Source organism: Streptomyces sp. CA-243310 (assembly GCF_050936775.1).
GTDB lineage: Bacteria > Actinomycetota > Actinomycetes > Streptomycetales > Streptomycetaceae > Streptomyces.
The window spans coordinates 567672-579931 of record NZ_JBNJMF010000003.1; the positions used below are offsets into that span (position 1 = coordinate 567672).

The following is a 12260-nucleotide window of genomic DNA, read 5'->3' on the forward strand; positions in this document are numbered from 1 at the left end:
ATGACACCCACCACCCTGCGGCCCGTCGACCCCGCGAACGGCACGCCCGTACCGCAGCCCGCCGCCGCCCGCACCACCACGCCCGTACCGCCGTCGGCACGGGCGGCCACCCTGCCGGCGCTCGTCGCGCGGCACGCCGAACTCACCCCGAACGCCCTCGCCGTCGTGGACGGTGACAGCACCCTCACCTACGGCCGGCTCCTCCGGGCCGGCCGGGCCCTCGCGGAACGCCTGCGCGACCACGGGGTGGCACGCGGCGACCGGGTGGCGCTCCTGACGACGCGGTCCTCCCGCACGGTCGTGGCCCAGCTCGGCCTGTGGCTCGCCGGAGCGGTCTGCGTACCGCTCGACCCCGCCCAGCCCAGGCCGCGCACCGAGGCGATGATCACGGACGCCGGGGTGACGCTGACCGTCGGCGACACCAAACTGTTGGAGGCGGCCAGGCTCCCGGTCCCCGTCCTCGCGCTGCCCGAGGAGCCGCTCACGAGCGGCCGGCCGGTCGACGAGTCCGATCCGGACAGCGCGGCGTTCGTCATGTTCACCTCCGGCTCCACCGGCCGCCCCAAGGGCGTCGCCGTGCCGCACGGTGCCATCGCCGAGCTGGTCAGCGCACCCGACTACGTCACCCTCACCGGCCGCGACCGCGTCCTGTTCCACTCGCCCATGACCTTCGACGCCTCGACGTTCGAAGTCTGGGTCGCGCTCGCCAACGGCGCCGCGGTCGTCGTCTGCACCGAGCAGCGTCCCTCCCTGGAGGACCTGGCCCGGCACGTCGAGCGACACGGTGTGACGGTGGCGTTCTTCACCACGGCCCTCTTCCACCAGCTCGCCGCACGCCGCTCCCGCGTCTTCGCCCAGCTCCGCTCAGTCGTCGTGGGCGGCGAGGCGATGGCCACCACACAGGCCCGCGAGGTGCTCACCGCCTTCCCCTGGCTGGAGCTCGTCAACGGCTACGGGCCGACCGAGACCACCACCTTCGCCACCGCCCACCGGGTCACCGAGCAGGACTGCGAGGCTCCGATACCGATCGGCGGGCCCATCGCCGGGGCCACGGCGCACGTCCTGGACGACGACGGCCGGCCGGTGGCCGACGGCGACCGGGGCGAACTGTGGATCGGCGGCAGCAGGCTCGCCCACGGGTACACGGGCCTGCCCGAACTCACCGCCGAACGGTTCGTCGAGCACCCCGCCGCCGGCCGGCTCTACCGCACCGGTGACATCGTCTCCCTGCGCACCGACGGCATCCTGCTGTTCCACGGCCGCAACGACGACCAGGTGAAGGTCCGCGGCTTCCGCATCGAACCCGCCGAGGTCGAACACGCCCTCCGCGAGCAGCCGGACGTGGACGACGCCGCCGTCACCGTCGACGGCGCCGGCACCCCCGAGGCGTCCCTCGTCGCGTTCGTCGTCGCCGCGCCCGGCCCCGTGCCGTCCGGCGGAGCGCTGCGCGAGCGGCTCACCGCGGTCCTGCCCGCCCACCTGGTGCCCGACGCGGTCACCGTCCTGGAACGGCTCCCCCTCACTCCGGCCGGCAAGGTCGACCGACGGGCACTCACCGCCCGGGCGCACACGGCCGACAACCGGCCCGCCGAGGCGCCGGCGCAGCCGATGACCCTGTTGGAACAGGCCGTAGCCGACGTGTGGAGCCGGGAACTGGGCAGCGAGGTCACCCGCGCCGACGCCGAGTTCCTCGCCCTCGGCGGCCACTCCCTGCTCGCCCTCGCCGTCACCGACGACCTGCGCGAGGAACTCGGCGTGGAACTCTCCCTCGCCGACTTCTTCGCCGCCCCGACCGTCGCCGCGCAGGCAGCACTCGTCGAACGCGCCCTCCTGGCCGCACACGGCGACCTCCACCCCGAGACCCCGGAGCACAGCGATGTCCACTGACGCCGACTCCGCGGCGCGCGAGCGCCAACAGCACCTCCAGCGGGAACTGCTGCGCCGGGCCCGTGCCGGAAACGCCCGGCGCGTGACGGCCGATCCCACCGCCGGCGCGACCGACCCCGTGCCGGGGGACACCATGACGGGGGACACCGGCCGCGCCTCCGGTACCGCCCCGCAGGACACAAGCGGCCCCCTCTCCCGCGCCCAGCGCCGGATGTGGCTGATGGAGCGGCTCGGCGGCGCGGGCGACTCGTACCACGTACCGTTCGCGACCCGGGTGCGCGGCCCGTTCGACGTGGCCGCGTTCACCGACGCCCTCACCTCGCTGGTGGCCCGGCACGGCATCCTCCGCACCCGCTACACGGAGCGCGCGGGCGAGCCCTGCCAGGAGGTGCTGCCCGCGCCGCGGACGCTCCCCGTACCCGTCGTCGACATCGACGCGACACACGCCCCCGGGCTGCTGCGGCGCGAGTCGGCCCGGCCGTTCGACCTCGCGGCCGGCGAGGCCGTACGGGCCCTCGTCCTGCGCCACGGCCCGCAGGACCACACCCTGCTGGTGACGTTCCACCACATCGCGGTGGACGGCGGATCGCTGGAGACGGTGGCCGGCGAACTCGCCGTCCTCTACACGGCGGCCACCGACGGGACGAGCCCGCGCACCCTCGCCGCACCGCCGCAGTACGCCGACCACGCACGCCGCGAGCACGACGCCCTACCCGGCTTCGGGGCGGAACTGGACCGCTGGAGCAGCCTGCTGGCCGACGCCGCCCCACCGCGCCTGCCCCGATCGGAGGCAGCCGTGGTGGACACCGCGGTCCGGCCCGCGGCGGTGCGCACCGTACCCCTCGCGCCGGCCGTGCCCGACGCCCTGCGGGCGCTGGGCGCGCAGCGCAACGCCACCCTCTTCGCGGTGTCGCTCACCGCGGCCTTCGCCGCACTGCACCGTCTCACCGGCGACGACGACCTGGTCATCGGAGTGGCGGGCACCCACCGCAGCGGATCCGCCATGCGGGGCCTGGTCGGCCTGTGCGTCAACACCCTGCCCGTACGCGTCGACGTCTCCGGCGACCCGACCTTCGTCCACCTGCTGGACCGGGTGCGCGCCGCACTCCTCGAAGCCCAGAGCCACCGGCACATTCCCTTCGACCTGGTCCTCGAACGCCTCGGCGCCGGGGCACGCGGCGCCGACGGCACCGCGCTGATCCGCGTCACCTCCGACGTCCTCGGCGAACCGACGGTCCTGCGCCTGCCGGGCACGTCGGCCGAGTACGTCGACGTACCCACCGACGGCGCGAAGTTCACCCTGTCCTACGGCCTGGGGCTGGGCGACACCGCACGGCCGGTGGCGCTCGTCCAGTACGACGGGAACACGCTGGACGACGCCGTGGCGGAGGCGGCCGTACGGGACTACGCGGCCCTGCTCCACGCGGTGGCGGCCGACCCGGAACTCGCCCTGGGCCGACTGCCCCTGCCCGAGCCGAACCACGACGCCGTTGCGAATCAGGACGCCGACCCGGACCACGACGCCGACCCGGAGGGCGCGGAAGCAGACGGCGACGGGCATCCGGCCGCGCGGGCCTTGCGCGCCCACCCGCAGGTCTCCGACGCCACGGTGGTCCGGCCCGCCCAGGGGCCGCCCGTCGCCTACGCCGTCCTGCACGACAGCGTCGGCCCGTCCGGTCACGAACTGCTCGGCCTGCTGCGCCGGTCGCTCGCCGCCGAGTCCGTGCCCGCCACGGTCACCCTGCTCGACGCGCTTCCGCGCGCGGCCGCCGGTCCCCTCGACCAGGGCCGGCTGCCCGGGTCGTCCACGCCGAGCGCCCCGTCCGGCCCCCGGGCCGAAGCGGTCACGGAGACCTTCACCGCCGTGCTCGGTGTCCTCCCCGCACCCGACGACGACTTCTTCGCCCTCGGAGGCCACTCCCTGAAGGCCGTACAGCTGGCCGAACGGCTCCGCACGGACCTCGGCCTGCCCCTCACGGGCCTCGACGTCCTCCAGGCCCGTACGCCCCGGGCGCTGACCGCGCTCCTTGACGAACGGGCGGCACGACAGAGCGCCGCGAAGGCCGCGAGCAGGCCGGCCCCCCGCTCCCGGGACATTCGGCCGGGCACCGTCCTGGTCACCGGCGCGACGGGCGGCGTCGGCGCGTTCGTCGTACGCGAACTGGCCGCACAGGGCCGCCCCGTGCTCGCACTGGCCCGGCCCGAGTCCGCCCACCTCATCGCCGGCGAGGGCGTCGACGTCATCGAGGGCGACCTCACCGACCTGGCCGGGCTGCGGGACGCCGTCGCGCATGCCGACGCCATCGTCCACTCCGCCTGTACCTTCACACGGCACGACGTGGACCTGGCGGCCATGGAGACGATGGTCGACGCCTGGCGGCGCGGACCGTTCGTCTTCGTCAGCAGCGTCGACGCCTACGGGCACCCCGACACGGACCGGGTCGCGGAGGAAGCGCCGCCCCACGAGCCCGTCAGCCCGTACGGCAGGGCCAAACTCGACTGCGAGGCCCTGCTGCTGCGCGCCGCGGGAACCGAGGGACGCGGCGGCGCGAGCGCCGTACGGTCACCGATCGTGTGGGGAGCGCACGACCGGCTGCGCGAACAGTTGCGCTGGGGCGCCATCGGCACGCTCTACCAGTCCGCCCGCGAGGGCCGGCCGATCGAACTCCCCCGACCCGGTACCGGCGGACACCCCTGGTACGGAGTGGCGTGGGTGCACGCGGCAGCCCTGGCCCGCGCGGTGACCGAGAGCCTGGACCGTCCCGTGCACGGGGTCGCCAACGCGGCCGGCGGGCACGTGTCCTGGCATGACCTGGCCCTCGACCTCACGGAACTCCTCGGCACCCGCGCCGACCTCCGCGAGAGCGACGAGGTCACCCGGGACCTCGATCACCGCTGGCACTACGACGGCGCCCGCCTGGCCCGCCCCCTGCGGGCACGGCCGGGAGAGGACCGGCGAACCGTGCTGGCCGAGATGATCGACGGGATGGCACCCCACACCGGCTGACCCGCCGGCCGCGCCCGGAGCCCCCGCGAAGGAGGCTCCGGGCGCGCCCCCGGACTCGTCAGCGGTTGGCGTTCGACGGGCCGAAGAACTCGATCTCCGTGATGGCGACCTGCTTGTCGGCGGAGACCGCGTGCGACGTCTCGATGGTGAACCGGACCTTCGTGACCTCGCCGACGCGGAACTCGCGCCGCTGACCGCCCGCCCCCTGATCCAGGGTCAGCCGGCGCGTGGTGACCTTGCCGTCCTTCCCGGTGATCGTCGCCGTGACGCGATGCGGCAGGGCCGACTCGCCGATCTTGTCGGCCTTCGCGGAGACGCCCGGGGTGATGATCACATCCAGCAGCCGGGTCGGCTCGCTGAAGCCGACCTCGATCCACTCTCCCTGGCCGGACTGCGAGACGCCGGGGCCCCACCAGGTGTTGCTGCGCTTGTCGAAGGCGAGCTCCGGCTTGTGCTCGGGGTACGAGCGGGACGCCGCGATCCGGTCGGGGGCCACGGGCGCGCGCTTGGCGAAGTGGTCCCGGGTGGCCTGGACACCGTCGGGCAGGTACACGAGGCCGAGGATCGCCAGGGTGACGACGACGGCGAGGGTGATCCAGGTGCCGATACGGTCGAACACGCGGCGCAGCCGGGGACGGTCGCCCGCCCACGGAACCTCGCGGCGCCGCCCGCCGAAGAGCCGCCGCCACCAGGGGGCCCGTCCGGTCACGGTGGCATCGGCGGTCTCGGCCAACGGCATCGCGCAGCGCACGCAGTAATGGCGGTCGGGACGGTTGGGCGTCGCGCACCACCGGCACGGCGGCCCGCCCGCGATGCCGGGCTGCGGCCCCGGAGCGCGTACGGAGGGCCGTTCGGCGTCCGGCCGGCCGGGCAGGACGGGCACGACGGCCGCCGGAGCGTCGTGCGGCGCCTCCGGGTCCGCCACGGGCACCAGGAGGGAGCGCGCCCGGTCGGACATGGTGTCGCTCAGCGCGTGCGGGGTCGGGATGGTGGCCGCCGTGTCCTGCGGCGACGGAGTGCCGGGCCGCGCCGGCCGCGCCGACCCCGGCTCGGCGGGACGCCCACCGCCGGCGGCCGGACCGGACGGCTCCGCGTCCCCGGACGCGCCCGGTCGAGCCGTCGGCCCGGACCGGTCCGAATCCCCGGCACGCGGCACCGGCGCGGCGCGTCCGGGCGCGTCGCCGCCGTCCGGATCAGGTCCCTCCGACGCTGCGGACGCCGCCGCCGTGCCGGGTGCTCCCGTGGCCCCGGACGGCCCCGTACCGCCGGCGGCTCCCGGCGGCCCCGTGACGTCAGGGCTCCCGGCGGGCACACGGCTGTCGCGCTCCACCGGATCCGACACGGGCCCCCGCGCACCGCCGGCGGCGGACGCCGTGGCGGGCCCGGTGCCCCGGCCGGCGGCCCGCGCCGCCCGCTCCGCACGGGCGGCGCCCATGGTGCCGGTGGCCGTACGGGCATGCTCGGGCGTGCCGGCGTGCTCGGGCGTACCGCCGTCCGAGCCGCCCGCCGTCCGGGAGGCCTCGTGCGGGGTCCGCGCCGCGTCCGCGCCGGGTCCGCGCGCGTGTGACGACGGGCCGGCGGGCCGTGCGGCGCGGGAGCCCTGGTCCCAACTCAGCACGGCGCCGCACGCGTCGCAGAACGACTGGCCCGGTTCTGCGCGCGTTCCGCACTCGGCGCAGTTCTGCGTGGTCATTTCTCCGGGGTCCTTTCGGTGGCGGTCACCTCGACCGCGTAGGGCATGTGGGCGGGGCGGGCGGCTGCGACGAGGGAGTCCAGGCGGTGGAAGTCGCCCGGAGTCGGGTCGGGCAGCCGGATGGTGACGTGCAGACGCGGGCGCGGGTCACCGGGGAAGGGGCCGAGGGGGCGGGCGTTCCAGTCGGCGCCGCCGCTCTCGGTGATCTCGGGTACCACGCCGAACGCCAGCCGTACCGCCTCCGCGAGGCCGCGGCGGGTGCCGCGGATCCGGTGCAGCGCGACGGCCGCCGCGACGGCGGCCCGCAGCCGGGGCTCGGGCTCGCCGCCGTCCGTCTCGGCGCCCACCCAGGTGCCGAGCCACAGGGCGAAGTCGACCGGGGTCAACGCCGGGTCGAAGTAGGTGTCCAGGCAGTCCAGGACGTTCAGGACGGGTGCGAGGACGTCGTCGAGTCCGCCGACGAACCGCTGGGCCAGGTCGTCGTCGGCGAAGACGGCGGGCAGCATCGTGCCCAGCGGGAGCGAGGAACCGAGGCCGTCGACGGAGCCCCGGTAGGGAGTGGCCGTCACCCGCCGTCCCCGATCACCCGGACGCGGTGGTCGAAGGAGAAGACCAGAGAGGGCCGCTCCAGGTCGATGCGGTCGGTCGCGTTGCCGCGCTTGCCGGTGAGGGGATCGGCGGGGTGCAGGACGACCTCGTCGACGAGTTCCACGCCGGGGACCCGCTGGAGGACCGCGAACAGCTCACCGGTCTGCACGGGTCGGCCGAACGGCCAACCCTGGCCGTCCGCGCCGCCGGTCAGCGGATCGAGATGGCGGTAGAGCGCGTCGTGCGCCTGCCGGCGCACCCGGTCGGTGTCGACGCCCCGGAAGGCGTGCACGGTGGCGACGACCGTGACGCCCTGGTAGTACGGCGGGCCGACGGCCAGCCGGGTACCGATGAGACGGCGCTCGTCGAGGTGACGCGTGATCCGACCCAACAAGGCGTCACCGGGAACCAGTTGCTCGAACCGCAGCCGCCCGCCCGGATCGGGCACCGCCTGCGGGACCACGAGAACGCGCACCGCGTACGCGCCGTGCGTGCCCTCCTCGCCCTCCAGACAGGTGATGCGCGCCGTCTCGGGAGCGGCGCGGCGCGCCAACTCCTCGTAGTCCCGCAGGGTGACGGCACGGTCCTGGGCGCGGAGCGTGATCGGCGCCCGCAGCTTCGCCTCCTCGACGGTCTCGCCGTCGACGCCGCCGCGCGCCGCCTCCCGGTTGACGACCTCGGCGACGTACGGGATGGACGTACGCAGCACCTGGACGGCGCCGCGCGCCACGTTGCCGCCGCGCCCGCCGCCGGTGCGGTAGCGATGCGCGCGCACGACGGCGCCCTTGGGGGCGACGGCCCCGTACTGGCGCAGCGACCCGTCCGGTTCACGGACGGCCGGACCGAAGGCGATCTCGCCGGTCGCGGCCTCCAGGGTGACGTGGTGGTCGTCGGACGTCGAGGCGGCGAAGTGCGGGACCACCTGCCAGTCCTGCCAGCCGTCGTCGTCGGCCGTCTGCAACAGCAGCGGCGGATCGTCGGCGACGACCGGGGCGTGGGTGAGCCGCAGGCGCTGCCCGGGCAGCCCGGTGGCCTCGCCGAGGGCCTCGTCGTGGACGGTCTCGGCGTGCACGGCGCGGGTGGTGCCACCGATGGTGTAGGCCTCGACGGAGCGGATGCTCGGCGAGGTGGTGTAGAAGGGCTGCCCCGGCAGCGGATCGGTGACCCGGCAGCGGACCCAGCCCGCCTCGTGCCCGCCGTTGCGGGAGAGCACGTGACCGGCCGGCAGGTGCAGGACGACGTCGCCGGGTCGGTTGAGACCGCCGGTGCCGTCCCGGTCCACCTCGCAGGGCTGCCAGCCGTCCTCGGTCCAGGCCTCCCACACCAGCGGCGGCTGACGGGGATCGACACCGACGCCGTCGACACGGCTGTCGAGTTCCAGGGCGAGCGCGCAGTGCGGAGCCGCCGCGCTCAGGCCGATCAACATGCAGTCGCCCGGATGCGGGGCCTCGGCGAAGCACAGCACGTCCTTGCCCTCGACGAGGTCCGTGGTCCGGTCCACGACGGGCTGCCCCTGGTGCTGCACCACCAGGTGCGACAGCGAGCACGGGACGACGGCCAGGTCGCGCTCGGTGGCGAAGACGACGGCGTCCTCCCGCTCGGTGCGCAGCGTGGCGACCTCGGCACCTGCCTGGACCAGGATCACGTCCTCCTGGGGCGCGGACAGCCAGAACGTGACGTCGGTGCGCGCCGCGGACGGCGGGAACAGCGTGATGCCCACCAGGTCGAGGAAGGCGAGGTGGTTCTTCTCCGGGACGCGGTTGAGCCGGTACACGATCTGGTCCGCCATGTGCGCGACCGTCTCGACGAGCGTGACGCCGGGGTCGGAGACGTTGTGGTCGGTCCACTCCGGGGCGCGCTGCTGGATGTAGCGCTTGGCGTCGTCGACGAACTGCTGGAAGCGCCGGTCGTCGAGGTTGGGGGAGGGCAGGGACATCAGAGGTCGCTTTCCAAGGAGCCCGGCGCGCCCGGCTCGTCGTGGGAGGGGATGACGTAGAAGGGGAAGACGAGGCTGCGCGGATTGTTGGTCCCGCGCACGGAGTACCGGACGTCGATGAACAGGACGCTCTGGTCACCCCCGGCCGAGACCTCCACGTCGTGGACCTCGATCCTGGGTTCCCAGCGGTCCAGGCTCACGTACACCTCGTGCTGGATGCGCCCCGCGGTCTGCTCGTTCACCGGGGCGAAGACGAGGTCGTGGATGGCGCAGCCGAACTCCGGGCGCATCGGCCGCTCGCCCGGGGCGGTGGCCAGGACGAGCCGGATGGCCTCCTCGACCTCGCGCTCACCACTGACCAGCGCGATGCCCCCGGTGGGTCCGATGCGCATCGGGAACGCCCAGCCGGAGCCGATGAACTGTTCGGCCATCAGGGGGCCACCTGCCTCTTCCTTCTGCCGACGACACGGGCGCGCCGGTGCGGTCGTCCGGTCATGCGGGGAGGGGGTACTTCACGGTATTGACGAAGACGAGGCCCTGGAGGTCGAGCCGGACGGCGCGGATGCCGACGTTGGCGATGGAGTTGACCTGGACCGTGCCGCCGGAGGAGATCATGGCGGCGCCCAGGGACTTGAGGTTGAGCGCGCCCATCGCGTCGATGGTCACCGCGCCCGCGAGCGACCTGAGGTTGACGATGCCGCGGCCCTGGATGTCGAGGATGCCGCCGCTCTTGATGGAGAGCCGGCGCCGGGCACTGAGCGTCAGGTCGGTGCCCGCCTCGACGGACACCGAACGGCCGCCCTTGATCGTCACCGACCCCTGGCTGTCGACGGTGATCTCCGTCTTGGTGCGGTCGAGGTTGATGGTCAACCGGTCGTCACCGCTGGCGATGCGGACACCCTGCCTGCGCCGGCCGGTCCGCTGGCTGAGCAGGTCGATACGGTTGGCCTGCCGGTCGGACAGGGTGTGCCGGGCGGCCTTGCGCTTCAGGCCGTCGTGCAGCGGCACGTCGTCGACCTTCGACGGCAGGTCGCGGCCGTTGTAGAGACCGCCGATCACGAACGGGTGGTCCAGGGCGCCCCGGTCGAAGCCGACCAGCACCTCGTCGCCGACGTCCATGGGGAAGATGCCGCCGCCGCCCACACCGCCCGACTGCACGCTGCGGGCCCAATCGCTCACGTACGTGTTGTCCAGCCACGGGAACTGGAGTTTCACCCGCCCCTGCTTCAACGGGTCCTGCACATCGGTGACGATCGCGTTCGCGACACCGGGCAGCCGGGCCGCGCTCGCGGCGTCCGCGCCGCCCCCGCCCGACGCCAGCCCGTACAGGGAGCGCCACTGCCGTCCGCTCACCGTGATCCACGACTCGTAGTGCCGGCCGTCGCCGAAGACGTGCCGCGCGGAGGTGACGGTGTACTTGCCCTCGAAGGGCTTGCCCACGTCCCCGAGGGCCACGGCCACGCCCGGCCGCAACCGGGGATTGCCGTACACGGCGACCTCCAGCTCCGCGAACGACGAGGTGACGTCGGCGGCGAGGGCCTTGGCGGCGTTCTGCACCTCGTCCTGCCGGTCGTACGGCGTGGCGGTCTCCACGAGCCGCGCCGACGCGAACTTCCCGGCCGCCTGGCCCGGAGTGAGGCCGATGGAGATGCCCGGATCGGTGGTGACCGGCGCCGTCTCGACGATCTTCTTCTTGGTGGTGACGTTCCAGCCGCGCGACTCGACCGTGCCGACCTGGTCGGCGGCGGTGACCGCCGCCCGCAGCCGGAGGATGTCGTGGCCGGCCTGGAGCACGAAGGGGCTCTTGTCACCGTCGGTCTGCGGGGACGGCCCGCCCGCCGACGGGGTCGGCGTGACGAACCGGAACTTCCCCTTGGCGTCCAGGGACATCACCATGTTGTTCTCGTCGGCGAGCCGGGCCAGGAAGTCCCAGTCGGTGACGTTGGACTGGGAGATGAAGCCGTACATGCCCTTCGTCGGCTGGATCCGGCCGATCGGCACACCGTCCAGGGCCGCGAGCTTGCGGGCGATGTCGGAGGCCTTCTGATTGCGGTAGGCGACGACACGACGTTGGCGCATCATCCGGTGCCCGAGGTCGTAGCCGCGGATCACGGTGAAGCTCCCGGTGCCGTCGTAGTCCGCCTCCAACGCGGTGACCTCACCCGTCAGGAGGGGCTTGCCACCGCCCTGGCCGTCGGCGATCGGCGTCAGGACCACCTTCGTGCCGAAGGTGACGCCGAGCTTGCCGAGCACCAGACGGTACGGGTCGCGGAACGTCAACCGGAACGCGGCGGGCACGCCGACGCCCTGGTCGACCCACCCCTCCACGAGCAGCGGGGCGATGTCGTCGGGAAGCTTCGCGGAGCCGATCCGCACCTGCATGATGCTGGAGAACGCGGGCTGCACCATCAGCGCGACACCTCCTCGGGCGCGGGCAGCACCAGCTCGGTGCCCGTCCGCAACCGGGACGGGTCGTCGATGCCGTTGATCTCGGCAATCGCCCGCCACACGGTGGCCGTGCCGTACTCCCGCCACGCCAGCGACTGCAACGAGTCGCCGGCCACGACCCGGTGCACGCGCTGCGCGGTGAGCGCGCCGGACGTCGGGTTCTGGCCCTTGGTCTTCCCCGGGATCTCCACCAGGTGCACCTGACAGGTGGCCCGGATGGGCACGCCCGTGGTGCCGAAGAGGCTGTACGACGCCTCGACGGAACTCACGTACGCGACGAACCGGGCCGTGGAGAACGACCCCCACTCGAACACCACCCACGGTGGCGACGGCTGGTCGGCGGCGATGCTCTTCGCCGTCACCTCGCAACAGCCCAACAGCGACTCGACCTTCTTCAGCACCGTGTTGCGCGTCGGCGCGGTGGAGGAGTCCAGGAAGATCTCCAGCGTCATCTCGCGCGGCTCGGCGCCCATGAACTCCGGCTTGGAACCGTCGCGCACGGCCATCGTCGGCGTCGCCTTCCACTGCGCGCGCTGACTCAGCGACAACTGCGCCGGATTGAACTCGAAGCCGAACCTCCTCATCAGCGCCCCGGGCGTCGTGCTCGTCCCGACCGGAGGCTCGTGGATCGCCAGCGTCGCGCGCACCAGACTCTTGCCGGCGCCCTTGCTGCTCCTGGCCATGGGTGTGCTCCTTTCCGC

At 73.9% G+C, this 12260-nt stretch carries 8 protein-coding genes; 2 read left to right on the plus strand and 6 right to left on the minus strand.

Annotated features, from left to right (window positions below; all coding sequences use genetic code 11):
• Positions 1-1887 carry an amino acid adenylation domain-containing protein gene (locus ACQEVM_RS35755; protein ID WP_433086402.1) on the plus strand — a complete coding sequence of 629 codons (1887 nt, stop codon included), beginning with the start codon at positions 1-3 and terminating at the stop codon, positions 1885-1887.
• Complete coding sequence (locus tag ACQEVM_RS35760) at positions 1877-4894, plus strand: condensation domain-containing protein (RefSeq protein WP_433086404.1); 3018 nt, start codon at positions 1877-1879, stop codon at positions 4892-4894. Before ACQEVM_RS35755 ends, ACQEVM_RS35760 begins: the two co-directional genes overlap by 11 nt.
• Before the next feature lie 58 nt (positions 4895-4952).
• On the opposite strand, the gene ACQEVM_RS35765 is transcribed toward ACQEVM_RS35760, so the two are convergent.
• From ACQEVM_RS35765 to ACQEVM_RS35790, 6 genes are all read right to left on the minus strand, one after another.
• Positions 4953-6587 (minus strand): NADase-type glycan-binding domain-containing protein, encoded by a 1635-nt coding sequence (locus tag ACQEVM_RS35765; RefSeq protein ID WP_433086405.1) that lies wholly within the window; start codon positions 6585-6587, stop codon positions 4953-4955.
• Entirely contained in the window at positions 6584-7093 is a 510-nt protein-coding gene (locus ACQEVM_RS35770; RefSeq protein WP_433086966.1) for a phage tail protein, read from the minus strand. Before ACQEVM_RS35770 ends, ACQEVM_RS35765 begins: the two co-directional genes overlap by 4 nt.
• 59 nt (positions 7094-7152) lie before the next feature.
• Positions 7153-9111: a putative baseplate assembly protein gene (locus ACQEVM_RS35775; RefSeq protein ID WP_433086406.1), complete on the minus strand. Its 1959-nt coding sequence runs from the start codon at positions 9109-9111 to the stop codon at positions 7153-7155.
• Positions 9111-9542, minus strand: a complete 432-nt coding sequence (locus tag ACQEVM_RS35780; protein ID WP_053684967.1) for a GPW/gp25 family protein — start codon at positions 9540-9542, stop codon at positions 9111-9113. Before ACQEVM_RS35780 ends, ACQEVM_RS35775 begins: the two co-directional genes overlap by 1 nt.
• A 61-nt stretch (positions 9543-9603) precedes the next feature.
• Entirely contained in the window at positions 9604-11520 is a 1917-nt protein-coding gene (locus ACQEVM_RS35785; protein WP_433086408.1) for a VgrG-related protein, read from the minus strand.
• On the minus strand, positions 11520-12242 hold the full coding sequence (locus tag ACQEVM_RS35790) for a LysM peptidoglycan-binding domain-containing protein (RefSeq protein WP_433086410.1): 723 nt from the start codon (positions 12240-12242) through the stop codon (positions 11520-11522). Before ACQEVM_RS35790 ends, ACQEVM_RS35785 begins: the two co-directional genes overlap by 1 nt.
• Between the last annotated feature and the right edge of the window lie 18 nt (positions 12243-12260).

Coding starts and splice junctions, on each gene's coding strand:
- ACQEVM_RS35775 (WP_433086406.1), bottom strand. CDS start 9,111: ATGTCCCTGCCCTCCCCCAACCTCGACGACCGGCGCTTCCAGCAGTTC.
- ACQEVM_RS35780 (WP_053684967.1), bottom strand. CDS start 9,542: ATGGCCGAACAGTTCATCGGCTCCGGCTGGGCGTTCCCGATGCGCATC.
- ACQEVM_RS35770 (WP_433086966.1), bottom strand. CDS start 7,093: ATGCTGCCCGCCGTCTTCGCCGACGACGACCTGGCCCAGCGGTTCGTC.
- ACQEVM_RS35760 (WP_433086404.1), top strand. CDS start 1,877: ATGTCCACTGACGCCGACTCCGCGGCGCGCGAGCGCCAACAGCACCTC.
- ACQEVM_RS35755 (WP_433086402.1), top strand. CDS start 1: ATGACACCCACCACCCTGCGGCCCGTCGACCCCGCGAACGGCACGCCC.
- ACQEVM_RS35765 (WP_433086405.1), bottom strand. CDS start 6,587: ATGACCACGCAGAACTGCGCCGAGTGCGGAACGCGCGCAGAACCGGGC.
- ACQEVM_RS35790 (WP_433086410.1), bottom strand. CDS start 12,242: ATGGCCAGGAGCAGCAAGGGCGCCGGCAAGAGTCTGGTGCGCGCGACG.
- ACQEVM_RS35785 (WP_433086408.1), bottom strand. CDS start 11,520: ATGGTGCAGCCCGCGTTCTCCAGCATCATGCAGGTGCGGATCGGCTCC.